This window comes from Enterobacter sp. T1-1, from assembly GCF_000710795.1.
In the GTDB taxonomy this organism is placed as follows: Bacteria; Pseudomonadota; Gammaproteobacteria; order Enterobacterales; family Enterobacteriaceae; genus Enterobacter; species Enterobacter cloacae.
This window is the reverse complement of sequence record NZ_JALW01000077.1, coordinates 1-26467: the sequence shown is the minus strand read 5'-3', so window position 1 is coordinate 26467 and position 26467 is coordinate 1. Positions and strand designations below refer to the sequence as shown.

Below are 26467 nucleotides of genomic sequence, written 5' to 3'. Positions count from 1 at the left end.
CCTGACGTTGTTACGTCGTATTAATTACAGATTGCGTTGAAGGTCAGCAGTTTTTTCCCCGCCGTGGACGGGAGCGAATACTTCATTTTGCAGCGGGACGCTGCGTCATCTGCCCAGCGAAGTTCCAGAACCCCGCTTTGCTGCGTCAGACGGGCATACAGGCGCCCCCCCTGCCCGACATATCCCACTGTCTGATGACTGGCATCAATGGCACGAGCCGAGAAAGGCACACCTTCTCCGTTGCTCCGGCGTACCGTCACCAGTACCGGCACGCCTTCAGCGGCACGATATTTCACTTTCACCACGGCACCCGCGTACGGGATCACCTGCTGGCTGGTGCTGTCGAGATCCAGGTCATCCTCTACCGAGGTGGGATCTATCGACACGCTATTTTTCTGATAGGGCATCAGATTTGGCACCAGCGCATAACCAGCACGGTTAACGCGCGTTCCGGCGTAGCCCGGTATTTCAGCCCCTTCAGCACCTTTCGCCTCCACCAGCGCGAAGGTGTTGCCGGTCCAGGGAGAGAAAGTCACGCCGCCGGAATGCGCGACTGCGGTACCGCTCATTCCCAGAGAGCCACTTTTCCACGCCTGACCCTGGGCGTAGTTTGCCGTGAGGGTGGAAACCGGCCCGGTCCACGTGCCGCCAATTTGCCCGGAATCTCCCGACTGATGCTGATGCGATGCCCCGGCATTCCAGCTAAATTGCTGTCGTTCACCTGCACTGCCGGAGAGCGCAACCTGCTCGCTGAAATGTCCCTGGCCGTCACGCGACATCTGCCCGGTAAGCAGCGGCGAGGAGATCCCTCCCAGCGGCATGTTGAAACTCAGTGTCCAGATATTTTGAAAATCGCCCCCGGCCGTGCGGCTGCGGTTAACCCCCAGATTCCAGTTCACCCTGCCCGTGGTCAGGGTGTAGCCCGCCTGATACTGCTGGTCGTGGCCTTTTCGGCCCCAGTAATCCTGCAGGATACCCGTCACATACAGCTGTCCCCATTTATCCGGTAACCCCTGGTTGAGGGTCAGCGTCATACGATTGCGGGTTTTACCTGTCCGTCCGTCTGTTCCCTCACCAGGCCGCTGCTGATGTAAAAGGGCGGCATCCATCAGAGAAAGATAATTTCCCGTCGAGTATCGCCAGGTAGCCAGGGAAAACTGCGTCTGGCTCGCCGGAATAAATTTGCTGTAACTCAGCCGGATGCTTTCTCCCCGCAGCGTCTGTTCTCTTAGCCGGGTTTGCGACCAGGTGGTATCGAATGACACCGCGCCGACAGGCGTTCCCACCGCAAAGCCGGCCTGCATGGCCTGATAAAATGACGTCGCCTGTATCCCTCCTGAGCCGGTCAGGCGGTTCGTCAGCCCCCGCTGATAGGTCACTTCACCAAATGCCGGACGTTCACTGAGATAATCCCCCCTCAGCCTGCCCCCCGTCGCGCTGTAACGGTGTGTTCCCGGACGCAGCAGCTGCGCAACCGATGCATAGGGAACGTCAAAAAAATGTTGTGAACCGTCCGCCTCACGTACCGTGACGTTCAGATCGCCGCCATAACCGCTCGGATACAGATCGTTGATAACAAAGGCCCCGGGCGAAACGGACGTCTCGTAAATGAGTTTACCGTTCTGATGAACCATCACTTTCGCGTTGGTTTGCGCCACGCCACGGATCTCCGGCGCGTACCCCCGCCGGGAGGCGGGCAGCATCCGGTCATCGCTAGCGACCGATGCCCCCGTAAACGCCACAGAGTCAAATAGCTGCCCGGAGGTGTTCGATTCCCCTAACGTCAGGTTTCCCTCAATACCCGCCAGTGGATGCTGCACGTAGCTGTTGAGCACGGTATATTTTTTCTGCTGCGTGCCATTCTGCTGCTGCCAGCTTAACGTCCCGTTATGGCGAAAATACCAGGAGCCGATATTCAGCCCACCGTTCAGCGCCGCATAGAGGTTGTTATATTCTCCGCCGCTATTCTCGCTACGGTAGCCATTCACGTTATAACCCAGTAACAGCGCAGGGATCCCGGCATCCCAGAGCGCCGGGCTTACCTGGCCGCGCGCGGCATGCTGCAGCATGGCCTGGGGAATACTGACATCAAGCCGCTGTCTGCCGCCGTTAAATTCCAGATGGCTTTCTGGCAGGACAGCCTGCAGATCGCACCATTGGCCGTCGTTATTTACACACAGTCTGTTCTGTTTTAACTGTAATCCTGCGACGGTCGCTGGCGACAACAGAATTCTCTGCGAGTCAGTCTCTTTTCCGCTAATGCGAATATCATCGATCATGACCAGCTTATTATTCAGGTAAATATCCGCCCGGTACCGGCCCGCCGGCAGTCCGTTTTTCATATACGCCGACAGGTCGACTTTTTCCGGATGTGAGATGCGCAAAAAATTACTGTCAAACTGTATGTCATCGTCAGCCTGAACGCCGGAAGAGAAAAACAGCGCAGAAATCACCCCGCAAGCCACGCCTGAAAGCGGTGGCCATACCGATAATCCCTTCTTCATAACATCCGAATCCTGTGAATTAATTTTTCAGGAGACCATTTGCGGAACGCTCAGCACCATAATCATTGATATATGTCCAGGTGATTTCTCCGCCGGAGGCGAGAGCATGTCCGCGTTTTATCGTGAACGTTTTTTTACCCCAGGCAGGCACGACATCCCCCACCGTCTTCCAGTTGCCGGATACCACCGCTGCCAGAGAAACGCTCCAGGGCGTGTTATTGATTGCTTCCAGCTGCGTGGCAGATACTTTTCGCCAGCTGAGCTGCTGCGCGGCTTTTTCAGGTGTTCCGGCAAGGCCTTCAGGACGATAAAATAATTTAATGCGTGTCCGGAAAGCCATTTGCAGTTTATTTACCGCCGTTTTATTGACCGCCGGAATTTCCAGTACATTGACCCAGAAAACCGATTCCCGGTCCCGGGGTAACGTATTTTCCACAGCAGATATACGCAATGACTGCCCCTGTTCCGGGTTAATTCTGGCGATAGGCGGCGTAATTACAAAAGGCGTATTTAATTTGTCGGGTGATGCCTCACTGTTTCCGTCATCTATCCAGTTTTGGGTCAGCACCGGCTGTGAGCCATGATTTTTAATTTCCAGCGCTATCTCTTTTTTTCCCTGCGGATAGATAACGCGCGTTCCGGAAAGAGAGATCGCTGCCGCAGCGATATGGTTAAAAAAACAGAATAAAATAAGCGTACCGATAAATTTTAATTTCATATTGTTCCATTCTGGTAAAAAACGGCCTGATTCCTCAGGCCGACGACAGACCTCAAGAAGAACACACTCCTTGTTTAATTATTGTTATATCCGTACTGTGCGATTAAATCAGAGATAAATAATACTGTAAGTCACAGAGCTGGCTACTGCCCCGGATGTCGCCGCCCCGGTCGCATAATAACGGACGGCATAATTCAGCGTGCCGGTACTGGACGACGCATCAATCGTGGTTCCGGACGTGGACTGTGAAGCATAGTCACCCGCCATAATGACGGAGCTGTTGTCATCCACATCAAGCAATTCCAGCTCCACGTTTGTTGCCCCGGCGGTATCCGAGTTGTTTAAGCGCCCGGCGCTGTTAACCTGTCCCCCCGCTTCAAAAAAAGCGCGGGTTTTAGTATTTGCAGGGTCACAACCGGTCAAATTAATGGTGAACGCGGTTGCCCCCGCTGTCGCTCCTGCTGCACTTAATGCTGAGGTCGGTACGGCGGGTAAAGATACCGTGCCATCAGCACTACCATTATTTACCACCGCCGCACAGGTCTCACTGTTTACCGAACCGGTAAAGGTGATCGTCCCCGAACTCGCGGCATAAACCAGAGTGCTGGTGATGGCATAAGTGCATACCGCCAGAAATATCTTAAAGTGATTAGACATCCTTACAATCTCATTTAAAAAAAGTTAAGTTGCTTATGCATTCTTAAAATGCTTCATCATTAATCTCAGCCTGGGTAATAAAGAAGACCTTCACTTTTTCGAGCGAATAGGTCTTCCCTTTATTTGACGAAATAAATTCGTAAGGGATACCCAATGTAAACAGGCTGAGTTTCAGCTGGCCTATTGCATGCCACAATTGCCTGCTGGATGACTTAAGGCCGTACTTTTCCCATACCTGATGTAATAATTCATCGCGGCTGATCTCTTTTCGGACTGCGTGCTCCAGAAGATAGGCAAAAAGATTCATCTTTGTCTTCTGAAAGCGCATCCCTCCTTTTCGGGGTGCCTGCGAATTATCAATCCATCCGACAAGCAATGTTTCCCGGTTTATCCAGAGGCGGGAGCCATTATTAAATTCCACAATATAACCGCTACACGCTGCCTGACAGGCGACAAGATCCCTATTCTTTTTTATACGAATACCTCCCTAAACTGGCTTCAGGATTAATACCACTATCACTGTGAGGTTATATTGTGTTTAGTAACGATAAATGTGTCAATCAGTGAAAAAACCAACCCCTTTAACCACATAAAATGCAAAAAAGCAGTCAAACACACCAAAAACAGAAAGAAAAATGAAGCAAAAAACCACTCCAATTTATAATTCCACAGTTTATAAATGATAATGTTGAATTGTAATTACCACTAAATTTGTGAGGTTTTTTGTCTGAAAAACTATTTTTTTTAGCGATTTATACTGATTACGAAAAGTAATAACAGCTTAACTAATGCTTCATTTGTTTTTGTCAGGCGGGAAAATGCCTCTTTCTCACCCGTCTGACATTAGACGGCGGACCTCAGGCAGAGAATATGCGAAAGAGCTGGTAAACGTAGTTGATGATGCAAAGCAGAACGACGGTATAAACGAAGCCTCGCTCTGACCATTTGCTCCAGCCGGTGTTCTTTTGACGATCGCTGTTCATATACCCCCCTTACGGATGCCAGTGGGGGTATATTATAAACACAATGACTAATAATCAACTTTTTGTTGAATTACAGCTTCTCAGTTACGCGGACGATACGGGAAGGGAGAACCGTCGCCCTGCCGCCCACATGTCCCACTATTTCGACAATCACCCGCCAACACAGGGTGTTAACACCCGAGCAAGTTCTGCATTGGTCTGTTTTGCACCAGAGATGAGGGTAATATCGATAAAGTTTGCCCCCGTTGTATGAGACATATCGATCTTGGCAATCAGCCTGTCTCCTTTAGCAATATCAAAAAAGTTGGGGGCATCCCGCTCAGGGAAAATCAGCTCCACGTCGTAGCCTTCCGCGATGAGTGCGCTTCGCATACAGAGATAGCGCCCATCCAGCCCGGGATGGGCAGAAACAGTGAAGGGTTGATAGGTCGTAGCCTCGCCAAAAGGCCGTACCAGCTGGCATGCTGTCAGCAGCACTACGGCCACCATTACGCTCAGGATCTTCATCGTATTCCTTAAAAATTATGCTGTTCCGGTCTCTTTAACCGTACGGTGAACCCTGAAATCTACGCGCACATAACACCAACATCAACTTTTTGTTGATATTTAAACATAACAGGTATAATTTGACGCTACGGAGAGGCCGTCTCAGCCAGGAATGGCAAGGGACGGAAATGAAAACGAGCGATTAAACATAACATCTGACCATGCCGGATAGAGAGGAACACGAATGAAATCAGATTACGCGAAACATATTGAACTGATTTCCGGGCCACTGGAAGCGGCAATGGAAGCACTGGCAGGTACGTTGTCGGCGAACCAGGAGATTGTGTTACATAACCTGACCACACCTGAACAGTCCGTTGTAAAAATTATCAACGGGCATGTGAGCGGTAGAAAGGCGGGTGACAATCTCTTATCCGGTCCTGAAAAGGACAAAGGCTTTGCTCTGCTGCTGAAAAACAGCCAGGACAGCACCCCGGTTACAGTCAAAAATTATAAAACCGTCACTGCATCCGGGAAGATCCTGAACAGCGCCTCAACCATTTACTACAGTGATGAAGGGGTACCGTTAATGGCCTTTTGCATCAATGTCGATACCTCCCCTTATGAGCAAATGCGCAAGTACCTGGACGCGATAGCGGTCAGCCCGCTTGCAGAGACGGACCCGCAGGATATGAACCTGGGAGGTATCATCGAGCAGTCAATCCAGGAAATTATTGATAAGCATTCGGTCCCGGGTAAAAAAGTCCAGAAAGCACAGCGGCTAAAAATTGTTGCGGAAATGCATGCTAAAGGCATTTTCAAAATGCGAGGCGGTGTCCAGCACGCGGCGCAGGCCCTGGGAGTGACCCGCTATACGGTCTATAACGATCTTGAGGTGATGGGTGAAAAATAACAGCCCCCGGCGCATCCCGTTTTACCAGGTTGACGCCTTCTCTGACGGCCCCTTTACCGGCAACCCAGCAGCAGTCTGCCTGCTGGACGCCTGGCCAGAAGACTCTGTTCTCCAGCATATCGCCACAGAAAATAACCTTTCTGAGACTGCGTTCGTGGTTAAACAGGACGACGGTTTCAGGATCCGCTGGTTTACGCCTGCGGTGGAAGTGGATCTCTGCGGCCATGCAACGCTCGCGGCGGCCAGCGTTCTGTTAGGTGACGAAAGTGCTGGCGACAGCATTCGCTTCTTCTCGCGCAGCGGTGAACTGACGGTGACCTCAAACGGCGGCAAATTCACGCTCGATTTCCCACAGTCCATCCCCTCTCTCATTGAGGCTCCGCAGGGGTTGCTTAGCGCGCTGGGGCTGGAAGAAGGGACAGGCGAAATCTGGCAAGCCGCCGATCTCATCGTGGTGATTGATGACGAAGCGCAGTTAGACACCCTTAACCCTGACTTTGCCGCCCTCAATACTTTTAACACGCGTGGCGTGGTCGTTACCGCTGCATCACGCACCTATGATTTTCGTTCTCGCTGGTTTGGCCCTCAGGTAGGTGTGGACGAAGATCCGGTGACAGGCTCCGCGCACACCTTTCTGGCACCGCTGTGGAGTGAAAAGTTGGGCAAGAAAACGCTGCATGCCCAACAGGGGGGATGCCGTAAAGGAGAGCTGATTTGCCATATTAAGGATAACGGGCGTATCGCGCTGACGGGTGAAGCGTGTCTGGTTATTGAAGGGACCTTTATTCTGTAAGCACACGGATGTGTGTTTAATTTCTTATATTTAAATTATTCATTTCCGGGAGGTGAACACACGGCATCGGTTTTATTGTAATCCCTACGTATTATTTTATTTTGTGAGAATAATTCAATGACGTTATCCAAAAGCGTTACCGCACTGATTGCGGCGGTATCCATTGAAGTGATTGCCACAACATTATTATCGCTTTCAAACAGTTTTCAGCGTCCTGCTGTGGGAACCGCTGCGATAATATGCTACGGAATCAGTTATTATTTTTTATCCCTCGCATTACGCAGAATTCATATTGGCGTGGCGTACGCAATTTGGTCTGCGTTCGGCATATTCAGCATTAGCTATATTCAGACGCGTATTTTTCATTTTACGCTCGGGCAGAATGCATGGATGGGTTTATGCCTGGTCATCAGTGGAATAATCATATTAAACCTGGCGATTAAGCAAAATAAATAACACAGCGAACAATTATGTTTACTCTATTAACCTATCTGTTTTGGCTGATTATTTCAGTCACGATGGAAGTTATCGGCACGCTTCTGCTCCCTAAAACGGATAACTTTAAAAATATCCCGCTAACCATTCAATGTCTGGTGTGCTACGTCATTTCATTTTATGCCCTGTCGATGCTTATGGGAGCCATTTCACCCGTGGCGGCCTACGCCCTCTGGTCAGGTATGGGGATAGTCATGATTACGCTCATGAGCAGCCTGTTTTACCAGTTGCGCAGCAGCATTCTCGAAAAGGTTGGGATCTGCAGCATTGTGGCAGGACTGATCGTCATCGCCATTTGAGGAGAGACAGCATGAACACAGAACATCTTTCCCTGCGAGTGATACAGCTTCGTGATAAGTACCTGCAGGCAAAGCCTTTTATCTCTGCATACCGGGCCGTCAGCGTCACCGAAGTGTATAAAGAAAACCCCGGGATGGATAACACCCTGTTAAGGGCGCTGGCCTTCCGCCGCGCCTGTGAAAAGGCTCCCCTGTACGTGGCCGATAATGAACTGATCGTCAGCCATCCGGCCGGGGGCGCACGGGGCGGCGAAGTCTCGCCTGAAATAAGCTGGCGCTGGGTGGCCGGAGAGCTGGATAACCTCCCCCATCGCGCGCAGGACCCGTACCAGATTGATGATGAAACACGGCGTTTGCTGCGGGAAGAGGTGTTTCCTTACTGGGAAGGTCGCTCGCTGGACGAGATGGCGCAAACCCGGCTCACGACGCTCGGGCTGTGGGAGTGGTGCCACGACGACGGGATCTGCGATGTCACCATCAAAACCCAAAACGGCGGTGGCGACTCCTGCCCGGGCTACGACACGCTCCTGCTTGGCAAAGGCATAAAAGGGATTCGGGATGAAGCATCGGCACGTCTGGCTGCACTCGATCCGACCACGCCCGACTATAGCGATGCCTTCAATTTTTACACCGCTATGCAGCATACCTGCGACGGTGTAGTGACCTATGCACAACGCTACTCGCGCTACCTGGCGCAGCTTGCCGAAACGGAAAAGGATCCTCTGCGCAGGGACGAGCTGTTGCAGCTTGCCGACATTTGTCGTCACGTACCGGAACATCCGCCGCGCCATCTTCACGATGCGCTGCAGGCTATCTGGTTCGTTCACTCTCTCTTTATGCTGGAGGAGAACCAGACCGGCATCTCTCTTGGCCGCGTCGATCAATATCTCTGGCCGCTGCTGGCGCGCGATCTCAACGACGGTACGCTCACCCGGCAGCAGGCAGAAGAGCTGCTCTGCTGCTGGATGATCAAAATGGCCGAAACCCTGTGGATCTGCAGTGAACCGACGGCCATGTACTTTGCGGGTTACCAGCCTTTTATCAATCTTGTGGTGGGTGGGCAGAAACGCGAAGGCGGCGACGCCACCAACCCACTGACCCTGATGATCATGGACTGCTCGGCACAATTAAAAATCTACCAGCCCGGGCTGGCGGTACGTATCCACAACCAGTCTCCCCAGCCGTTTATGCGCAAAGTGGTCGACGTCGTGCGCAGCGGGATGGGATTCCCGGCCTGCCACTTTGACGATGCGCATATCAGAATGATGCTACATAAAGGCTTCAGCTACGAAGACGCCCGCGACTACTGTCTGATGGGCTGCGTCGAGCCGCAGAAGTCAGGAAAAATGTACCAGTGGACCTCGGTGGGTTACACCACCTTTACGGCTGCCATCGAGCTGGCTCTGCGCAACGGCCATAATCGTGCCGGAAAGCCGTGCGGCCCGGCAACCGGCGATGTGACGCAATTTACCACGTATGAAGAGGTAGAACAGGCGGTGCGAAGCCAGCTCTCCGCCATCGTTCGCAACGCGGCACAGGCCACGCGGGTTGTGCAAAAACTGCACGCCGAGCATGCCCGTAAGCCCCTGATGTCATGCTTTATCGACGGGTGTATGGCGACGGCAAAAGATGTCACCCAGGGCGGCGCCTCCCTGAATGCCGGACCGGGCCTGATTTGGACCGGCCTCGCCGACTGCGTGAACTCGCTGATGGCGATCAAAACTCTGGTCTATGAAACCTCCCGCTTCACGTTGCCGGAGATCGTAGAAGCACTCGACCACAATTTTGTCGGCTACGACGAGATCCAGACCGCCTGTCTGCGGGCACCGAAGTACGGTAACGACATTCTGGCCGTGGACGAGATCGCACGGGAGCTGGTGCGTTTTCTTGAGCAGGAGCACCGCCGGTACCGGATGCTGTATGCGCCGTTCGCCTTCGGCACGCTCTCTATCTCCAATAACACGCCGTTCGGGCTTATCACCGGCGCACTGCCCTCCGGGCGTCTGGCAGGTAAACCGCTCGCAGACGGGATAAGCCCGGCTCAGCAAACGGATTACCTCGGCCCTACCGCCATTATCAACTCCGTCAGCCGGATTAACGTTGAAGAGATGGACATTGGCATGGTGCATAACATCAAGCTGATGTACGGCATGCTGGAAACGACAGAGGGGCAGAACAGCCTGATCCACCTGCTGCGCACCGCCAGCGTTCTGGGAAATGCCCAGCTGCAGTTCAGCTACGTGGACGATGAGACGCTGCGTAAGGCCCAGCAAAATCCCGCCGACTATCGCAACCTGATGATTCGGGTAGCGGGATACAGCGCGTTCTTCGTTGAATTAAGTAAAGAGGTCCAGGATGAGATTATCAGCAGAACCACTCAGCGATCCTTCTGATCAGGTGTCCGGCTGGATCTCCAACATTCAGCGGTTTTCGTTACATGATGGGCCAGGGATCCGCAGTATTGTCTTTTTCAAAGGTTGCCAGATGCGCTGCGCCTGGTGCGCCAACCCGGAGGGAATAACCCCCGGCAGGGAGCTCTTTTATCACGCTGATCGCTGCCTGCACTGCGGCAAATGCGCGGCGTTGTGCCCGACAGGGCTTCATCGGCGGATGGAGAATATTCACACCCTGGAACGCGACCGTAGCTGTACAGGCTGTGGCCTATGCGAAGCACACTGCCCCACCGCCGCGATAGGCGTAGTTGGTGAGCATGTTAGCGCAGGGACGGTCTTTGAACGGGTGATGGCGGACGAGATTTGGTTCCGGCAGTCCGGCGGCGGCGTCACGCTGAGCGGCGGCGAAGTGGCTACCCAGCCCAATTTTGCCCGGGCGCTTATTGATCGACTGAAGACCGAGGATATTCATATCACCCTTGAAACCGCTGGCTATGCCTCCTGGCATGCGCTTCATCAGGCTTCCGCTGGCTGCAATCTGATTATGTACGATTTAAAAAGTGCAGACGACACGCTGCATAAACGTTTTACCGGCGTCAGCAATAAAACGATTGTCCGCAATCTTGCCCGGTTATTACAGGGAGATCAGCAGATCATTATCCGCATCCCGGTGATCCCTGGATTTAATGACGCACCGGATCAGGCGGCGAAGTTACTGGCGTTAATTGCTTCACTGACCCACGGACGGCGCAATTTTCTGGGTGTCGAGTTATTGCCCTACCACCGCTTCGGGACAGGGAAATATAAATTACTCAGCAGGGATTACGGCTGGAATTGCCATTCCGCCAATGTCGATCGCTTCCTTCATATTGCCGGGCACTATCACCTGCCGGTGAACGTCTCGGGTACGCTGGCTGGATAACGGAGAGAAAAGAATGTTAACGAAACCCCATGACAAACAGGAAAAAGTTGTCACGCCACTTGAACGCCGCGCCGTCATAGGCTCGCTCATTTTTATATTCATAATCTATGCAGTGTTACTGATGACTCAATTTTAATGACTGGATTATCAGTAACGCCTTTCGGCCCGTCGTGGCTTTTTTAAATCAGGTATGAAGATGAAGAAGTTAGTTGCAGTTTTTAGTCTGGTATTTCTGTCACTTACCCTTGCAGGATGTTCAAGTGACTATGTCTTACAGAAGAAAAATGGTGAGATGATTATTACGCATGGAAAACCAGAAGTTGATGATGATAACGGTTTAATTACCTATGAAGATGTTGCCGGAAATGAACATGCCATCAACCGCGACCAAATTGTTCAGATGATCGAGAAATAACCCCTGCGGGAATGATGTGGATCGCCTGAACAGGCAACCATTTTACCCTCTTCTCTTCAGGGAAGAGGGTCAGAATGCACGAAACGCCACCCGGCAACAGATTACTTCAGCAGCTTAACCGTAGCGTCGATATCGATTTCATCTTCGGTAAAGATCAGCGTGGTGTTCTGGAAGGTGGTGATCGCCAGCTTCTTCACCGTGCGCATTTCGCCCGGCTTTTTGTCGGTTTTCGGTTTGATGTTGTTCATCAGCAGCCCGACAGACAGCACCGCGTTCTCTTTGTCGATGCCCGTATCCGCAGGCTCTTCTTCGCTAAACACCACGAAGGATTTGATGGAGGTGAGCTTCACGCGCTCGCCTGCAATATAGAGGTATTTACTTTCCGGGATCACCTTCACCGCATAGGCGGAAAGGCCTTTGTTATTGGTGGTTGGCTCAAAAGTCACCGCCGCATCTTTCTTGATCAGTTCAGGGTTGGCGACCTTAATCACATGAAAATAGCGGTTGTCACCGTTTTCATCTTTGATAAATCCAAAGCCTTTATCTTTAAACCACGTTGTGATTGTACCGTTCATCGCTGTTACCGCCTGTCAAATCGTCATGACTAAAGTTTTGCAGCGCGCAGTGTAATGCACAATGGCGGAGGAGACAAAAAAAAGCCCCTGCACGGGGGCAGGGGAAAACTCATGTCAGAGCTTATTAGTATTACGTTTTTAGTTGAACACCATCCCACCATCGATTAACAGAGACTGGCCGGTCATGTAGTCGGAATCTGGCCCGGCGAGATACGAAACGCAGGCGGCGACATCTTCCGGTTCGGACAGGCGGCCAAGCGTAATGCGTTTGGCAAAGGTTTCGGTGCCATAGCCAAGCGGTTTACCTGCCGCCTCAGACACCTGACGGTCAATCTCCGCCCACATTGGCGTTTTCACGATGCCCGGGCAGTAGGCGTTAACGGTGATCCCCAGCGGCGCGAGATCCCGTGCTGCGGTCTGGGTTAAGCCACGAACCGCGAATTTACTGGAGCTGTATACCGCCAGTTCGGGGTTACCGGTATGGCCCGCCTGGGAGCAGGCATTGATGATCTTGCCGCCGTGTCCCTCTTTGCGAAACGCGTCAATCGCGGCCTGCATGCCCCAGATCACCCCTTTGACGTTGATGTTGTAGACCTTGTCGACAATCTCCGGCGTGATGGATTCGATGGGCGTAGACGGCGCAATCCCGGCATTATTCACAATCACGTTGAAACCACCCAGCGCGGTGCGGGCTTTCTCAACTGCCGCAAACACCTGGTCGCGGTCAGAGACATCCACCTTCACGGCGATGGCATTACCGCCGTTACGGATGATTTCATCGGCAACGGCTCGCGCCGTCTCATCGTTATAGTCGGCGATAGCGACGGCAAAGCCATCTTTCACCAGGCGCAGCGCAATCGCTTTACCAATCCCCTGGCCTGAGCCGGTTACGAGAGCAACTTTTTGCATTTCTCTGTCCTTATAGTGAGTCACAAAATCTGGCTGAGATGGAGCTGGCCCATCAGCAGCGGGTTATCGCTGTAGTCAACGGGAATGGCCACCACGGCCGGACCATTCACATCCATCGCCGCACGCAGCGTCGGTTCAAGGGCATCGGCGCTCTCCACGGCAAAACCCCTGGCGCCAAAGGCATCGGCATAGGCTTTGAAATCGACCGGGCCGAACTCCACGCCGGAAAGGCGCTGGTATTTTTTCTCTTCCTGAATGGCGACCATGTTGTAGCCGTTATCCACCCAGATGATGTGCAGCACGTTGGCATTAAGACGCACGGCGGTTTCCAGCTCCATGCTTGACTGCAGGAAGCCGCCGTCGCCGGACACCGAGACCACTTTGCGCCCGGGGTTGACCAGCCACGCGCCAATAGCCCACGGCAGCGCAACGCCCATGGTCTGCTGACCGTTGGAGATCATCACCTGACGCGCCCGGAAGCTGTAGAGGTAGCGGGCGATCCAGATGTGGAAGCTGCCCATGTCGACGGTCAGGGTCACGTCGTTATTCACGATGTCCTGCATGGCCCGCACGATACGCAGCGGATGCAGGGCAAACTGGTTAAGCGAGGCACCGCGGCGATCGAGCAGATCGCGCTGATGCTGGCGATCGACCAGGATCTCTGACGCACGCTGGCTCAGCTCCAGCTTGTGATCGATCCGGTTAGCGAGCAGGTTCAGCGTTTCGGCGATATCCCCCACCAGCTCCAGATCCGGTACATAATTGCGTTCTTCATAGGCCGGCAGCACGTCAATGTGCACCAGCGTGGCGTCGCCGCTGTTCCACATGGAAGGCTCATACTCCACCGGGCTGTAGCCGATGCAGATAATCAGATCCGCCAGATGCAGCAGCCTGTCGCCCGCCTGGTTATTGAACAGACCGACGCGTCCGGCAAAGCGGGTGAAGTGCTCCTGGTTCACCGCTCCGGCGGCCTGATAAGTGCTGGTGACCGGAATGCGGCTTTTCTCCAGCAGCTTACGCAGCGCCGCGCTGTTGGCAGGCTGGCTCGCCATCAGCCCCAGCAGGATCACCGGGTTTTTGGCTTTATCGATGAGCTTCGCCACATCGTTAATGGCCGATTCGGGAGCCGGGCCCATCAGCGCCGGGCCGCTGGCCGGTAAAATCGCGCCCGTGGCGGGCTGGTCAACAATATCCTGCGGCAGGCTGACGAACGCGCCCCCCGGCCTGCCGTGCTCGGCGGCACGAAACGCGTTCGATACCACCTCAGCAATCGCATCCGGAGAGCTGACTTCCACTGCGTATTTGGTGACCGGGCTGAACATGGCAACCGTGTCCATGCTCTGGTGCACCAGTTTGGCTTTATCCGCCCGCTTCACCGCTCCACCCAGCGCCACCACCGGGTCGCCTTCGCTGTTGGCGGTGGCAATGCCGGTGATGAGGTTGGAACAGCCCGGCCCGGAGGTAACCAGCGCCACTCCTGCCTTGCCGGTCAGACGCCCTACCGCCGCCGCCATGAACGCCGCATTCGCCTCGTGGCGTACCGGGATGATTTCGATGGACGAGTCCAGCAGGGAGTCAAAGACTTTGTCGATTTTCGCCCCCGGGATCCCGAACACCTGCTTCACGCCCTGCGCTTCCAGCTGGCCGACAACCATATCGGCGCCGTGCGCCCACTGACGTGACTGTTTCTCACTGTTCACGGTAGTTCTCCTGTTAGTTTTCGACGGAACGGATCGCTGCATCAAGGTTGCTGGGGTGAAGGTTGGCCTGTAAAAACGCGCTGTCGGCGGGCAGGTCAATCATTAGCTTGTGTATTTCGCCAAAGGTGAGCACGCCGCTCTCCAGCTGGTAATCCAGCAGATGTCCCCCGCCCTGACGGTCGTCGGTAATGAAATGTTCGTGATAGCCGGCCACGTTGATGCCCTGCATATGCTGCGGCGTGCGGAACCCAACCAGCACCCCTTCGCGCTGGTTAAAGCGGAACACCGGCTGGTCGTCCAGCACGTCGGTCATCGCGCGGTATGGCGGCGTCTGACGCGGTACGGTACGGGTGTGGGCGTGGCGGAAGTTACCGTCGATGCGCAGCGCGCAGAACAGGTTATCCGAGGGGATTTGCTGGTCGATCACGTCGTGGATCTGCTGACGGCTGACCGGCGCATCAAAGGTTTTGCGGTACTGCGGCTGAAACCAGGTCATCACCGCGAACGGCGTTTTCTGCTCTGGCTTCGCGGCGCGTGCACTGCCGTCGGCGCGCAGCTGGTACACCTGGCTGCTGAAGGCAATCATTTCGCCGTCCAGCTCGTTGAAGGTGCCCAGACCAAAATCACCATGTGCCAGCAGATCGGCGATGGTGGTGTCCCCCTCGTAGACGCCGCTTAGCAGGGCGCTCATTAGCGATGTCTGATAGATCACGCTGTCAGGATGCTTAGCGGAGAACCCGCGCAGGGTCTCGCATAAGCTCGCCTCACAGTCGCAGGCAGATGAGTGCATCATCATGCTCGTCCTCTTCAACTTTATTTATAAAGGTTAAATAAATGTTGACCCGATTCAGCAGAGAGTTCCAATATAGAATCCATGCTGGTTTGAGACGTTTTTGATATGGAACTTCGTTATCTGCGGTATTTTGTCGCGGTTGCACGCGAGCGACACTTCACCAGGGCGGCCAAAGCGCTGGGTATTTCACAGCCTCCTCTGAGTCAGCAGATCAAACGGCTCGAAGAGGAAGTGGGCACGCCGCTGTTCAGGCGTCTGACGAGAGGTGTGGAGCTAACCGAAGCGGGAGAAGCCTTCTACGAGGACGCCTGTAAGATCCTGGCGCTGAGCGACGCCGCGCTGGAGAAAGCCCGCGGCATCGCGCGCGGTCTGAACGGCAACCTGTCGATTGGCATCACCAGTTCAGATGCTTTTCATCCCAAAATTTTCGCGCTCATTCGTCAGTTTCAGGTACAGAACATGGCGGTGCAGGTACACCAGGTGGAGGCCAATATGTCTTCTCTGACGGCGATGCTGGCGGAGGGGGAACTGGATATCGCCTTCGTGCGGCTGCCGTGCGAGAGCAGCAAGGCATTCGAGTTAAAAATCCTCGACCGGGAGCCGATGGTGGTGGCACTGCATCGCGACCATCCGCTCGCAACAAGCGGCGATCTGGCGCTGGAGCAGCTCCGGGATACGCCAGTGGTGTTGTTCCCGCAGGAGGTCGCGCCCGGCCTGTTCGACCGGGTTTACAGCTGTTGCGAACGGGCCGGAATAGACGTACAGCACGCGCTGCAGTCGTCTCAGCTCTCGTCTTCCCTGAGCATGGTCTCTGCAGGCGGTGGATTCGCGCTGGTGCCGAAATCGATGGCGGCCATCTCTCCGCCGAATGTCACCTACCACGCGCTGAGCTCACCGGAGCTTTATACCGATATCGCGCTGTGCTGGCGGCGGTTTGAACGCTCGCGGACGGTGAGGCGGTTCTTGACGATGATAAGCGAGAAGTAGCGGCCGGTTTGGTTGGTGGTTTTTGTAGGTCGGATAAGGCGTAGCCGCCATCCGGCAATGCCCTTCTGGAAGCCGCCTCGCAAACCTGCAAGCAACCTTATGTAATTCAGGGGCATCCCTTCCTTTCCTTTTTTTGCCGCCGTAAAGTGCCTGCGTTGCGGCACATCCGCAACCGGGGCCAGGAACCCACAAGCATGACGCGACATTTTTACCTGAAGAGGATGCTCAATGACGACTCTCCCTGGATTTTCTTACTCGCTCGCTGAAGAAAGCGCGGTGTATCACCTTACTCATCTGCCCCTTCCCGATTCTGCGGATCTGTTCGAACTGGCAGACACCTGCGCCGCCTGTGTCAGCGTGCTGGTTGAAACCGACGATGCCTTTACCTATGCCACCCTTTGCGAGCGTCTGCTGACGGTACTGAAACGCCTGCGTGAACGTTGCGATGCAGAACTCCCCTCGCATCTGGTTGAGCAACTGATTGCGGGGGAAAAGATCGTTTCCTGTGTGCCGGACTGCTGGCAGGAGACGACGTTGCAGGTGGATTATGCGCTGGCACTTACGCGTGCGGTAAGGGGCGGTACGCTGCCTGCGGACGTGGCAAAAGACCTGACCGGGCTGCTGCACGATATGGTCTGGCTGCTGGCGGAGTTTGTGAAAGAGCCTTATATTCCGGCGCACTGAGCCAGGTAGCGGCTGATAATCCCGGGCGATTCAGGCATTACAATTTCGATAGCGAATGATAAGGTAGATTTCCCACTCCCTTATGGACAGGACAAAAGTGAATATTTCAGAGAAATATGAATGGAGTAAGAATAACTACCTGGTGAGTACAGACAGAGAAAAACTGGATGTACAGGCCATCCATCGATATTTAACGAGATCGACCTGGGCAAAAGGCATTCCTCTGGATATTGTCTCTGCGTCAGTCGAAAACAGCCTTAACTTTGGCGTTTACCATAAAGAAAATCAGATTGGTTTTGCTCGCCTGATAACAGATTACGCTACCTTCGCCTACCTTTGCGATGTTTATGTGCTTGAAGAATATCAGGGTGAAGGGCTCGGAAGATGGGTTATGGAATGCATACATAGTCACCCCATTTTTGATCGGCTCCGCAGGGTGATGTTATTTACAACCACAGCGCCCTGGCTTTATGAAAAGTTTGGCTACGAGCCGGTAAACAGAGAAAACTATGCATGGACTATTACGCGTCCTGATATTTACACCGGTGGAAAAAGCCTGACTGATAAATAGACCTAAAACAATTGCAAACGCTACCAGCCAGGCATGCATTACCGGGCAATATATTTTTAGATAAAAATGAATGTAATGATCCGCGTTGTGCTTCAGTTTGCGGATGCTGTCGGTCTGATGGTGATTTCTGTTGTATCAACGCTTTCCGGTGCCTCAATGATATGCCTTACGGCACGGGCAATGTCAGCAGGTTGAAGTGCAACAGCGCGGTAAACATCCATCGCCGCCATGGTTTCTGCATGGGTAATGGTTGAGGCCAGTTCACTTTCCACTACGCCAGGATTAACGCACGTTACGCGAATTTTAGAGCTTTCCTGTCGTAAACCATCTGAAATAGCCCGTACCGCGAATTTAGAGGCACAATACACTGCCGCCGTTGGCACAACGGAAAGTGCACCAATAGAGCCGATGTTTATTATCTGACCTGATCCCTGCGCTTCCATCAGCGGAAGCACAGCGCCAATACCCCACAGCACGCCCTTGATATTAACGTCAATGATGCGTTCCCATTCATCCTGTTTGCCAGCCGAAAGCGGTGAAAGCGGCATAACGCCCGCATTGTTGATAAGAACATCAACACGGCCCCAGTTATCCAGCGCGGCCTGTACGAAGCCAGCCATAGACTGTCGGTTTGTGACATCCAGCTGCTGGGCTTTCGCGATACCACCCGCACTGCAAATTTCTGCGGCAATCGCCTCGGTACGTTCCACTCTGCGTGCTCCCAGTAAAACCTTCGCGCCTGCCGTTCCCAGCTCTCTGGCAATGCCTTCTCCAATACCACTTGATGCGCCGGTGATTAATATCACTTTATCCATGATGCTCTCCTTCAGTTGGGTTCGAAGAGATAATAGAACTTGATGATTAGTTACAGTACCCTGCTTTTACTGGACTCACTGGTTAGCAGCGTTAAACAATGAAGATAGATTTTAACCTTTTACCCGTTTTCATCGCGGTGGCAGAAGAGCATAGTTTCAGTAAGGCCGCGGCACGGCTGGGCGTTACCCGTTCGGCGGTCAGTCAGGGAATACGACGGCTTGAGGATGCCTTTGGGACAATGCTGGTCATGCGCACGACACGCTCAGTGAATTTAACGGAAGCGGGAGAACGGCTGCATAAATCTCTGTCATTACCGGTAGCCGGTATTGAAGCCGCATTCGATGATATGGCTTCTGACGATATGCCACGTGGCCTTCTCAGGATCGCAGTGACCTCGATTGCGGAAGAATTTCTTTCGGGTCCGCTAATCGCCTCGTTTGCGGCTGCGAACCCAGCGGTGACGCTTGATATTGTTGTCACGGATGAGGAGTTTGATATCGTGGCAGCAGGCTACGATGCTGGCGTGAGGCTCGGAGAAGTCATTGAAAAAGATATGATTGCTATTCCGCTTACCGGAAAGCAACGTGAAATGGTGGTTGCCTCTCCCTCCTATCTCTCAGCCAACGGCATACCCATTCACCCGCGTGAGCTGATGCATCATCGATGCATTGGCTGGCGACCAGCCCCGGATGTTGCGCCTTATCGCTGGCCATTTGAAGAGAACGGAAAAGCGTTCGACCTAGCGATTGAACCGCAGATTACAACTAACGATCTGCGTCTGATGCTGAGGCTGGCCCTTGCCGGTGGCGGCATAACGCTTGCCACTCAGGAAACATTCAGGCCCTATATTGAAGGAGGTCAGCTTGTATCATTGCTTGATGATTTTCTTCCCCATTTTCCTGGCTTTTATCTGTACTTCCCTCAGCGTCGCAATATTGCGCCAAAGCTCCGCGCCCTGATTGACCATGTCAGGGAATGGCGGCAGCAATCTGCTTAATCGGAGGCGTGGCTGCGCCCGGCGGCGCTACGCTTGCACGGGCCTACGGTGAGTGTCGAGGCGGGTTCGTTTGATGATGGCAATTGATGATTGGTTTTCGCAGGTAAGGCGTAGCCGCCACCCGGCAATGCAGCTCTTAAAGCCGCATCCTGTTCGATCAGGAGGACATTATGCGATGTGCTAAGAAAAAGTATTTATACGCATGAATAATATGTGTGTCGTCTACTCGGCATGGCTCGCCTGGAATCATCAGAAAGGATGACAACAAAGCCAGTCATGTCGCAGATAAAGCGTTATGGTAATTCCAGAGGAACATCACTGCCATCAAACACTTCCTTTAGATACTTTCCAAGGGATTTAGAGTCTTTTGCTACAGGAATGACCACGTGATATTCTCTGATGCCAATTTTTTTTGCGTCGTCATCATTAAGCACGATCACAAGTTTGTCTTCTGTGAGTTGAACGGAACAAATAGCGTTTGTTAATTCATAAGCGGATGTTGCTGCTGTGATGTTTCCTGCACCAGCTACGCCCACCTTACAGCAATAGATGGGTTTCATCAGGATCACCGCAAGTACTTTTTTATTAAAAATCAAGATCGACTTTAACTACCCCTGATGCATCTATTTTATCATTCTGAGCAGTAAGCATATCAACAAACTCATCGAAGGAGTTTGCTATTTTCGTCAGCCCGGAGGTCACTACTGAATGATTGAATATTGGATCAGACTCGTGATCCCAAAACCAAATCTCTCCCGACATACCTCCCTTGAGGCAAAGACAGATTTGATTATCACCAGACGAGGCTCCTATCGGTAACCATTGATCGCGAAAATCATTCCGGTATATATCAGTCATTTCAAAGACAGTATATTCTTTACCCGATTCTGCAAGGCCGTACAAAGACTCAAGCGTATCGTTTCCTTGCTCATCAGACCACGGAGATGGTTGTAACGGCTTGAAAAAAATATTTACATCAAAAAGAGCAGAAACGCCAAAATGAAGTAAATAGGCACGATAACTTTCAGGAATTGGCCCTATTGATGTTTCTAATGTATGTAAATTCTTTTTCAGTTCATCTAATAGTAATGGTGTCGATTTCGCTCCAAAGCGCTCTAATTTTTTCAACAATGTTCTTTCCTCCATATATCTTATGCGTAGCCAATATGGGGCACATTGGCATGAAGATCTCTCGGCAGAAGAATTATGGTAGTTTCAATCAGATGATGTGGAGTGTGCATTTTTTTCCTTAACAAATTCTGAGTCGCTTTCTGTGAAATGCCTTTTTTATCTAAAAAGACGCTATTATCAATAGTAAAATACAAGCATATCTGACATTGTTTTTATCACTATTTATCTATTTACTAACATCTAAATGTAAAAAAAATAAGCCATAATCACATTCTAAATATGGCTTATTTTTGAAATATCATAAATCAACAGTTACATTCATTCCTGCATCAAGGGATGTTTCACATATTTTCTTGTAAAATTCAGTAAAGCCATTAGTAATTTTATAGATATTTCCGCACTCATTTTGCTCAGCGATCTCAAACTCTTGGATATCATCCTCTGCATGTAGATGTGTTCTGTCCCAATAATACACACCTTGGCTTTCACTGCCATTTAATATAAGGTAAAAGTTACCTCCAGGATCATCACCAATAATCAACTTATCATCAATGAAATCAAGTTCACTTAAAAAATTTTCATTTTGACGAAAAATGTCGTGGTTTGGATTTTTCATATTTATTCCAAAAAGGGCATAAAAGGCGATAACCCCTTCATCAACACCTTCATACTCCAACTCACAAAAATCCGGAGATTTTACAACAAAGCCATTTTTCAACCTGAGGAATTCTTTATAATCTTCAGGCAAACTGATTTTGAATTTTGCCTCCAAAATTTTAATTTCATCTTGAGTTGTAGGTTTACCGCATGAAATAGGCATAAGCTCTCCTTACTAAGGACATGATTTCTTGATCTTAGATACTCCACCTCTATGGGTAAAGTTATTATGTATTTCTTTAGGTACCTCTTGCATTGTTATTCCATTTTCGTGGTGATGCCAGGTATTAAGCTCTAAATTTGCAGGGCCATTAGGCGCCAATGCATTCGCTTTGCCGAAATCTCCAGAAGGGCCAAGCCTGTGATTGCCTTTAAGATCCGGAACATCAACGCTCTGGATTTCATACGGTTTAAAATCAGGATACCCATTAGGATACCTAACGATATTCCCCATATTGTCTTGGTAGACCCATGTGCGAGTGTCTATCTCCTGCCATGCAGTACCGCCCTTTTCAAGCCATCTATCAAGTAATGGAGAGTTCAGCGGCTTACCACTTAGCCCCCACGGATCGATCCAAGATAGTGGATTCGGCGCATACTGATAAAGGTTCCACCCGCCATTCAACCCAATCGGATCCTGCACAATAAACCGCCCGACCTGCGGGTCGTAGTAGCGGAACAGGTTATAGTGCAGCCCCGTTTCACCGTCAGCGTACTGCCCGGCATAGCGAAGCGGTTGATGCGCCATCGCTGTGCGATTCACAACCCGTGAGAACCCTTCGCTCTGATGGCGTACCTCGCCAAAGCTGCCGTACTGGCCGCTCCAGCGTACCGCACCACGTTCGTCAGTCACCTCCAGCGGTGCGCCGTTCAGGTCGGTGTTGAACCAGTAAATCTCACCGCTGCTCTGGTCTCGGAGATGATCCACGCGCGCCAGCGGGCTCCAGGCTTCATTCGGGTCATAAATATAAGTACTGCACAGCCCGCTCTCCTGCTGCTCCTGCAACAGACGGTAGCCCTGCCACAGGAAGCGCGTTTCGGTGGTGCCGTGCGCGGTGGTGACGATTTTGCGGGTACGGCGGCCCAGCGCGTCGTAGTGATAGCGCGCCTCAAACCGCCCTTCCGGCCCGGTTCCGCGGGCGGATACCAGCCGGTTCTCGGCGTCATACGCATAATGCTGTTCATACAGCCCGTTGCGGCGGCTGACCAGGTTGCCCCAGTGGTCGTATTTCATAAACAGCGCCTGCCAGTGTTGCAGGCGGTTATCCGTGACCGGTACCGCATCGTCATTGGCGGCGAGGTTATCCGCGGCGTCATAGCTGAACTGCGCGCGGCTGTGCCCCTGTCGGGCCTCGTAGTACTTCAGCAGACGTCCTTCGGCGTCGTAGCCGTAATCCACCTCACCGCGCAGGGTGTCGCTGACACCAGAAAGCTCACCGCGTGCGGTGTAGCGATACAGGCGTTCCAGTATCGCCTGCTCCGGAAGGGTCACCTCCGTACTCAGCTCACTGCGCTGCAGGGTACGTCTGCCAAGGCTGTCATACTGGCGGAGCTGCTCGCGCGCGCCCTGGGTGCGGCGAATTTCCCTGTGCAGGCGGTCGCGGGTGAACTCGGTCACCAGCTGCTGCCCGAAGCGGATGGCGCTGACGTGGCCGGAGCCATAGTGCAGCCAGGCCAGCTTTTGCTCGCCGGGCAGCGTCAGGCCGGTCAGGTTGCTCAGGGCATCCCATTCATAGCCCACCGCGCCGTTAATGCCGGATTCGCTCAGCACGCGCCCGGCGGCATCGTGGCGGTAAGCGATCTCATCGCTTTCGATACCCAGGGCAACGCCTTCGGCTGTTGGGGTGCGACGGATGCGGGTGATCTGGCCGCTCAGGTCGCGGACGTAGCGGTACTCCGCGTGGCGCTGAGTGCGCCCGATCAGCAGCCCGCTGTCGTCATAGCTGAACTGCTGGACGCGACGGGCGATGCCGCCGTCGGCGGCAGGTCGCCCGTTTTCTTCGAGCGCGCAGAGGAACCCTCGCGCATCCCATTCCATATGGCGCACGGTCTCGTCCGGGCGCGTTTCGCTGAGCGGGCGGCCCACGGCGTCATAGGTGAAGCGGTATTCCGCCCCGTTGCCGTTATCGAGTCGCAGCAGGTTACCGCGCGGGTCGTAGCGCCACTGGCGCACGCGGCCAATACGATCGGTGAGGCTGACCGGGAGACCGAGCGCGTTATAGGCCCAGCTTACCTCGCTTTCCAGCGGGTCGCGCCAGCCCGTGAGCTGGCCACGTTCGTTCCACACCAGCGACTCGCGGCTGCCGTCCGGATGTATCACGGCACTCAGCAACCCGGCGTTGTTCCACTCCCGACGCGTGATATTCCCTTCCGCATCCTCGCTGGCAATCAGCTGCCCGAAACGGTCGTAACTGAAACGGGTCACGCTGCCGGAGCAATCGGTGCGCTGCGTCAGCAGCCCCTGGATGTTCCAGACCAGACGTACCACGCCGCCGAGGGCATCGGTGATGCTCTCAGGCAGGTTCTCTTCCTCATCGGGATAGTGATACGCGGTGGCGTTACCGGCCGGATCCGTTTCCGACAGCAGACGACCGCGAAGGTCGTACATCGCCTGCGATGAAGTACCGTCCGGGTAGACCGTCCGGGTGATGCGATCGGTCAGACGATACCAGTAATATTCTGTGCGACGGCCCGCCGGGTCCGTCTCACTGGTCATGCGGCCATACTTATCCCAGGTACTGCAGCGCATCGCACCGCCGGGCAGAATGACATCGCTGAGCTCGCCGTCGCGGTAGACAAACGTCGTCTGGCGGCCGTCGTAATCCGTGAAACGCGCGACGTTGTCGTCGTCGTCAATCAGCCAGTGCGCCTGCGCACCATCATCACGAATGGCGCGACGGATGCCGTTTTCAAAATCGTATTCAAACGTCAGCTGTTCGCCGCCGCTGTGGCGGAAACCGACCACGCGCGGCAGACCGTCAATCTCCCGCCAGCGGTATTCGCTCAGCAGGCCATTGGCGTCCTCGTGGGCGCTCATCAGCCCGTCCTGCCAGCGGAAGCGTCGGCGCACGCTACCGCCCCGGCCGGTCACACAGACCAGCTGGCGCTGTTCATCATAAGCGTAACTGACCAGGCAAATCTCGTCATCCAGCCAGGCGCTGGCGAGCCTGCCACGGTCGTAGCGGCAGACCACACGCTGGCCCGCGCTGTCGGTCAGGGCATGCAGGGTATTATCCGCATTCCACTCGAAGAGAATATCGTTGCCGCAGGGTTCTGAGATACGCTGAAGCAGTGACGGTGCGTCATCTTTCAGCGCTGCGTAGTGCCAGCGCTCGCCACTGACGTCATACACCGACCAGCTGTCGTCATGGTGATGTTCAAGCCAGTTTTTTTCGCTCTCGCAGTAGGTGCGCATCCCTTTCGGCACGTTCGGGAAGGCAACGTAATCGCCGGACGGCGCACGCCACACCAGCCCGTCCTGATAGGGCTCCAGGCGGCTTTCCCAGAACAGGCTCCAGCCGCGGCCCAGCACGCTGTCACCGGGGTTGCCGCTGCGCCAGTAGCGCTGCCAGCGCACCGGCAGGCGTGACGGCAGAACGAAATCGAGTTCATCATCCCCGCTGAGAAACTTCTGTCCGCTGACGATATCCACCGGACGGGCGATGATCCCCGCGGCCGCTACGCCGGTCATCAGCGTGCCAGCGCGGCAGGCGATACGGGCCAGCTTATTGATCCCAGGGATTTTGCCCAGCAGCTTAGAGAGCGCCCCGACTTTGCCGGCCGCACCGCCCCACCCGCCGAGAAGCCCGGCGAACAGCAGGGTAAGATCGGAGACTTTATAGAGCCACTCGGGCACTTCAGACTGAATGGGCAGGGTTTGCTGCGGATCGCCGCCGATGAAGACGTTGTCCGAGCCGGTCATCACCTTCGCGTCGCAGGTGGTGCGATCCCCGATGCGGGACGCAGGCTGGCTGTTAATCGAGACGCGCTTAGAGCCTTCGGCCATCTGCTGAGAGCCATCGTCCGAGCACTTCACCGCGCTGTCCGTCGCGATGGCGGCGGGTTTGCTGTTGATAAACACATTGGGCGAGCCGGAGGTGATGACGCCTTTCTTCGTCATACTGGATGCCCCGGCGTCGGCGATACTGTCCCGGGCGGCGGTCGCCAGCTCCCCGGTGTAATACCCCACGGCCAGGCTTGCGCCGACGAGCAGCACACCCACGCCAAGGCAGGATGCGCCGAGACCGGCAATAAACATCGCCCCCGCCAGAATGCCCCCGGCGGCGGCAATCAGGCCACCGACAATCGTTCCGGCAATCATCCCGGCCAGCGCACCGGAGTGGCCGATATCATCACCAACGCGTGCAGCTTCAAACATAACGACTATCCCTGGTGTTAATGGTGGAAGCGAAAGCTCCTGCGAAGATCGCCGAACAGCGCGCAGTCCGTATCGCCCAGCGTACGGCTGCAGGTCATGGTGAACACCAGAATGTTATCGCCTTCGGCATTAAACACGGCCTGCTGCTGCCAGATGCGTTTCCCGTCGCGCAGATAGCTGGCGTGGACAATTTCACCCTGCAAAAGGCCGTCGCCGAGCGTTGCGGCACTGCGTTCACCCTGCTTCCAGCCCTTGAGATGTTTTTCCATCAGGGCGAGCTGGCGATCGATATACGCGGCAAGCGCTTCGCCGGGGTTGAGGGTATCACGGGAGATGTTGAATGCTGGCGCATCCGCTGCAGGCGGCGCGAAGACATTGACGGTACGATCCTGATAGCCCTCAGGAAAAGCGATCATTCCTTCATTAAACAGGCACTGCGAAGATGATTCTGACATTGAGCGGGTCCCACCACATTTTTTCAGAAGCGGTAAGTTTCGCATATGTGTTTAAGGCTGACTATCCCCAGATTATTGTCCCACCGCCACGCTCGCCGACAGGCCCGCCACCAGCTCAACCCCCTTCGGTAAGGTGTCGATATGAATGCGCACCGGCACGCGCTGCGCCAGCCGCACCCAGCTGAAGGTGGGCTCCACGTCGGGCAGACCCAGCCCGCCGGTCTCGTCGTTGTTAT

28 protein-coding genes are annotated in these 26467 nt (G+C 53.8%); 11 read left to right on the top strand and 17 right to left on the bottom strand.

Annotated features, from left to right (window positions below):
- Positions 1 to 20 precede the first annotated feature (20 nt).
- From AK59_RS0121090 to AK59_RS0121065, 6 genes are all read right to left on the bottom strand, one after another.
- A complete protein-coding gene (locus tag AK59_RS0121090) occupies positions 21 to 2504 on the bottom strand; it encodes a fimbria/pilus outer membrane usher protein (RefSeq protein WP_081852467.1) in 2484 nt (827 codons plus the stop codon).
- 19 nt (positions 2505 to 2523) lie between these two features.
- Complete coding sequence (locus tag AK59_RS0121085; RefSeq protein WP_029883744.1) at positions 2524 to 3222, bottom strand: fimbrial biogenesis chaperone; 699 nt, start codon at positions 3220 to 3222, stop codon at positions 2524 to 2526.
- A gap of 108 nt (positions 3223 to 3330) precedes the next feature.
- Complete coding sequence (locus AK59_RS0121080) at positions 3331 to 3879, bottom strand: fimbrial protein (RefSeq protein WP_029883743.1); 549 nt, start codon at positions 3877 to 3879, stop codon at positions 3331 to 3333.
- A gap of 43 nt (positions 3880 to 3922) precedes the next feature.
- Positions 3923 to 4300 (bottom strand): hypothetical protein, encoded by a 378-nt coding sequence (locus AK59_RS0121075; RefSeq protein ID WP_130626529.1) that lies wholly within the window; start codon positions 4298 to 4300, stop codon positions 3923 to 3925.
- A gap of 436 nt (positions 4301 to 4736) precedes the next feature.
- On the bottom strand, positions 4737 to 4862 hold the full coding sequence (locus AK59_RS1000000125390; protein WP_261312964.1) for a hypothetical protein: 126 nt from the start codon (positions 4860 to 4862) through the stop codon (positions 4737 to 4739).
- A gap of 150 nt (positions 4863 to 5012) precedes the next feature.
- Positions 5013 to 5369, bottom strand: coding sequence for a hypothetical protein (locus AK59_RS0121065; protein ID WP_029883741.1), 357 nt, complete (start codon positions 5367 to 5369; stop codon positions 5013 to 5015).
- Between the two features lie 223 nt (positions 5370 to 5592).
- Between AK59_RS0121065 and AK59_RS0121060 the strand changes: the two genes are divergently transcribed.
- The 7 genes from AK59_RS0121060 (at position 5593) to AK59_RS0121025 (ending at position 11578) form a co-directional block, all read left to right on the top strand.
- On the top strand, positions 5593 to 6261 hold the full coding sequence (locus AK59_RS0121060) for a helix-turn-helix transcriptional regulator (RefSeq protein ID WP_029883740.1): 669 nt from the start codon (positions 5593 to 5595) through the stop codon (positions 6259 to 6261).
- On the top strand, positions 6251 to 7054 hold the full coding sequence (locus tag AK59_RS0121055; protein ID WP_029883739.1) for a PhzF family phenazine biosynthesis protein: 804 nt from the start codon (positions 6251 to 6253) through the stop codon (positions 7052 to 7054). Before AK59_RS0121060 ends, AK59_RS0121055 begins: the two co-directional genes overlap by 11 nt.
- 117 nt (positions 7055 to 7171) lie before the next feature.
- Positions 7172 to 7510, top strand: coding sequence for a DMT family transporter (locus AK59_RS0121050; protein ID WP_029883738.1), 339 nt, complete (start codon positions 7172 to 7174; stop codon positions 7508 to 7510).
- A gap of 14 nt (positions 7511 to 7524) precedes the next feature.
- Entirely contained in the window at positions 7525 to 7848 is a 324-nt protein-coding gene (locus AK59_RS0121045; RefSeq protein WP_050492000.1) for a DMT family transporter, read from the top strand.
- Positions 7849 to 7859: 11 nt separating this feature from the next.
- Positions 7860 to 10241, top strand: a complete 2382-nt coding sequence (cutC, locus tag AK59_RS0121040; protein ID WP_029883736.1) for a choline trimethylamine-lyase — start codon at positions 7860 to 7862, stop codon at positions 10239 to 10241.
- Complete coding sequence (locus AK59_RS1000000124675; RefSeq protein WP_072007044.1) at positions 10204 to 11163, top strand: glycyl-radical enzyme activating protein; 960 nt, start codon at positions 10204 to 10206, stop codon at positions 11161 to 11163. The genes cutC and AK59_RS1000000124675 overlap by 38 nt, the downstream gene beginning before the upstream one ends.
- 196 nt (positions 11164 to 11359) lie before the next feature.
- On the top strand, positions 11360 to 11578 hold the full coding sequence (locus AK59_RS0121025; protein ID WP_029883734.1) for a YgdI/YgdR family lipoprotein: 219 nt from the start codon (positions 11360 to 11362) through the stop codon (positions 11576 to 11578).
- A gap of 101 nt (positions 11579 to 11679) precedes the next feature.
- On the opposite strand, the gene AK59_RS0121020 is transcribed toward AK59_RS0121025, so the two are convergent.
- The 4 genes from AK59_RS0121020 to budA all read right to left on the bottom strand — a co-directional run bounded on the left by AK59_RS0121020 (position 11680) and on the right by budA (position 15555).
- Entirely contained in the window at positions 11680 to 12153 is a 474-nt protein-coding gene (locus tag AK59_RS0121020) for a cold-shock protein (RefSeq protein WP_029883733.1), read from the bottom strand.
- 138 nt (positions 12154 to 12291) lie between these two features.
- Positions 12292 to 13062, bottom strand: coding sequence for a (S)-acetoin forming diacetyl reductase (locus tag AK59_RS0121015; protein WP_013097651.1), 771 nt, complete (start codon positions 13060 to 13062; stop codon positions 12292 to 12294).
- Positions 13063 to 13082: 20 nt separating this feature from the next.
- The gene (alsS, locus tag AK59_RS0121010) at positions 13083 to 14804 is read right to left on the bottom strand and encodes an acetolactate synthase AlsS (RefSeq protein ID WP_176601416.1); all 1722 of its coding nucleotides are present in this window, start codon (positions 14802 to 14804) and stop codon (positions 13083 to 13085) included.
- Positions 14776 to 15555 carry an acetolactate decarboxylase gene (gene budA / locus AK59_RS0121005; protein ID WP_014831009.1) on the bottom strand — a complete coding sequence of 260 codons (780 nt, stop codon included), beginning with the start codon at positions 15553 to 15555 and terminating at the stop codon, positions 14776 to 14778. Before budA ends, alsS begins: the two co-directional genes overlap by 29 nt.
- Before the next feature lie 105 nt (positions 15556 to 15660).
- Here budA and AK59_RS0121000 point away from each other — a divergent pair, with 105 nt between their 5' ends.
- From AK59_RS0121000 to AK59_RS0120990, 3 genes are all read left to right on the top strand, one after another.
- Positions 15661 to 16542, top strand: coding sequence for a LysR family transcriptional regulator (locus AK59_RS0121000; protein ID WP_029883732.1), 882 nt, complete (start codon positions 15661 to 15663; stop codon positions 16540 to 16542).
- 228 nt (positions 16543 to 16770) lie between these two features.
- Positions 16771 to 17226: a hypothetical protein gene (locus tag AK59_RS0120995; RefSeq protein ID WP_029883731.1), complete on the top strand. Its 456-nt coding sequence runs from the start codon at positions 16771 to 16773 to the stop codon at positions 17224 to 17226.
- Positions 17227 to 17323: 97 nt separating this feature from the next.
- Positions 17324 to 17797: a GNAT family N-acetyltransferase gene (locus tag AK59_RS0120990; protein ID WP_029883730.1), complete on the top strand. Its 474-nt coding sequence runs from the start codon at positions 17324 to 17326 to the stop codon at positions 17795 to 17797.
- A 92-nt stretch (positions 17798 to 17889) separates the two neighbouring features.
- Here AK59_RS0120990 and AK59_RS0120985 read toward each other — a convergent pair whose 3' ends face one another.
- Entirely contained in the window at positions 17890 to 18612 is a 723-nt protein-coding gene (locus AK59_RS0120985; RefSeq protein WP_029883729.1) for an SDR family oxidoreductase, read from the bottom strand.
- A 98-nt stretch (positions 18613 to 18710) separates the two neighbouring features.
- Between AK59_RS0120985 and AK59_RS0120980 the strand changes: the two genes are divergently transcribed.
- Entirely contained in the window at positions 18711 to 19610 is a 900-nt protein-coding gene (locus AK59_RS0120980; protein ID WP_029883728.1) for a LysR family transcriptional regulator, read from the top strand.
- A 293-nt stretch (positions 19611 to 19903) separates the two neighbouring features.
- Here AK59_RS0120980 and AK59_RS0120975 read toward each other — a convergent pair whose 3' ends face one another.
- The 6 genes from AK59_RS0120975 to AK59_RS1000000125170 all read right to left on the bottom strand — a co-directional run.
- Positions 19904 to 20170 carry a hypothetical protein gene (locus tag AK59_RS0120975; RefSeq protein WP_176490890.1) on the bottom strand — a complete coding sequence of 89 codons (267 nt, stop codon included), beginning with the start codon at positions 20168 to 20170 and terminating at the stop codon, positions 19904 to 19906.
- A 25-nt stretch (positions 20171 to 20195) separates the two neighbouring features.
- Positions 20196 to 20741, bottom strand: a complete 546-nt coding sequence (locus AK59_RS0120970) for an SMI1/KNR4 family protein (protein ID WP_050491998.1) — start codon at positions 20739 to 20741, stop codon at positions 20196 to 20198.
- A gap of 298 nt (positions 20742 to 21039) precedes the next feature.
- Positions 21040 to 21561 (bottom strand): SMI1/KNR4 family protein, encoded by a 522-nt coding sequence (locus AK59_RS0120965; protein WP_029883725.1) that lies wholly within the window; start codon positions 21559 to 21561, stop codon positions 21040 to 21042.
- Positions 21562 to 21573: 12 nt separating this feature from the next.
- Positions 21574 to 25776, bottom strand: coding sequence for an RHS repeat-associated core domain-containing protein (locus AK59_RS0120960; protein ID WP_081852466.1), 4203 nt, complete (start codon positions 25774 to 25776; stop codon positions 21574 to 21576).
- A gap of 17 nt (positions 25777 to 25793) precedes the next feature.
- Entirely contained in the window at positions 25794 to 26231 is a 438-nt protein-coding gene (locus tag AK59_RS0120955; protein WP_029883723.1) for a DcrB-related protein, read from the bottom strand.
- A 72-nt stretch (positions 26232 to 26303) separates the two neighbouring features.
- Positions 26304 to 26467, bottom strand: a 164-nt coding sequence (locus tag AK59_RS1000000125170; protein WP_029883722.1) for an HlyD family secretion protein, incomplete at its 5' end; no start/stop codon positions are given.

Bases quoted from the DNA above. Each gene is read 5' to 3' on its own strand.
- AK59_RS0120980 (WP_029883728.1), top strand. From the start codon at position 18,711: ATGAAGATAGATTTTAACCTTTTACCCGTTTTCATCGCGGTGGCAGAA.
- AK59_RS0121020 (WP_029883733.1), bottom strand. From the start codon at position 12,153: ATGAACGGTACAATCACAACGTGGTTTAAAGATAAAGGCTTTGGATTT.
- AK59_RS0120995 (WP_029883731.1), top strand. From the start codon at position 16,771: ATGACGACTCTCCCTGGATTTTCTTACTCGCTCGCTGAAGAAAGCGCG.
- AK59_RS0121060 (WP_029883740.1), top strand. From the start codon at position 5,593: ATGAAATCAGATTACGCGAAACATATTGAACTGATTTCCGGGCCACTG.
- AK59_RS0121045 (WP_050492000.1), top strand. From the start codon at position 7,525: ATGTTTACTCTATTAACCTATCTGTTTTGGCTGATTATTTCAGTCACG.
- AK59_RS0121025 (WP_029883734.1), top strand. From the start codon at position 11,360: ATGAAGAAGTTAGTTGCAGTTTTTAGTCTGGTATTTCTGTCACTTACC.
- AK59_RS0120965 (WP_029883725.1), bottom strand. From the start codon at position 21,561: ATGCCTATTTCATGCGGTAAACCTACAACTCAAGATGAAATTAAAATT.
- alsS (WP_176601416.1), bottom strand. From the start codon at position 14,804: ATGCAGCGATCCGTTCCGTCGAAAACTAACAGGAGAACTACCGTGAAC.
- AK59_RS0120955 (WP_029883723.1), bottom strand. From the start codon at position 26,231: ATGTCAGAATCATCTTCGCAGTGCCTGTTTAATGAAGGAATGATCGCT.
- cutC (WP_029883736.1), top strand. From the start codon at position 7,860: ATGAACACAGAACATCTTTCCCTGCGAGTGATACAGCTTCGTGATAAG.
- AK59_RS0121090 (WP_081852467.1), bottom strand. From the start codon at position 2,504: ATGAAGAAGGGATTATCGGTATGGCCACCGCTTTCAGGCGTGGCTTGC.
- budA (WP_014831009.1), bottom strand. From the start codon at position 15,555: ATGATGCACTCATCTGCCTGCGACTGTGAGGCGAGCTTATGCGAGACC.
- AK59_RS0121000 (WP_029883732.1), top strand. From the start codon at position 15,661: ATGGAACTTCGTTATCTGCGGTATTTTGTCGCGGTTGCACGCGAGCGA.
- AK59_RS0121015 (WP_013097651.1), bottom strand. From the start codon at position 13,062: ATGCAAAAAGTTGCTCTCGTAACCGGCTCAGGCCAGGGGATTGGTAAA.
- AK59_RS0120960 (WP_081852466.1), bottom strand. From the start codon at position 25,776: ATGTTTGAAGCTGCACGCGTTGGTGATGATATCGGCCACTCCGGTGCG.
- AK59_RS0120985 (WP_029883729.1), bottom strand. From the start codon at position 18,612: ATGGATAAAGTGATATTAATCACCGGCGCATCAAGTGGTATTGGAGAA.
- AK59_RS1000000125390 (WP_261312964.1), bottom strand. From the start codon at position 4,862: ATGAACAGCGATCGTCAAAAGAACACCGGCTGGAGCAAATGGTCAGAG.
- AK59_RS0121065 (WP_029883741.1), bottom strand. From the start codon at position 5,369: ATGAAGATCCTGAGCGTAATGGTGGCCGTAGTGCTGCTGACAGCATGC.
- AK59_RS0121050 (WP_029883738.1), top strand. From the start codon at position 7,172: ATGACGTTATCCAAAAGCGTTACCGCACTGATTGCGGCGGTATCCATT.
- AK59_RS0121080 (WP_029883743.1), bottom strand. From the start codon at position 3,879: ATGTCTAATCACTTTAAGATATTTCTGGCGGTATGCACTTATGCCATC.
- AK59_RS0121085 (WP_029883744.1), bottom strand. From the start codon at position 3,222: ATGAAATTAAAATTTATCGGTACGCTTATTTTATTCTGTTTTTTTAAC.
- AK59_RS1000000124675 (WP_072007044.1), top strand. From the start codon at position 10,204: ATGAGATTATCAGCAGAACCACTCAGCGATCCTTCTGATCAGGTGTCC.
- AK59_RS0120975 (WP_176490890.1), bottom strand. From the start codon at position 20,170: ATGAAACCCATCTATTGCTGTAAGGTGGGCGTAGCTGGTGCAGGAAAC.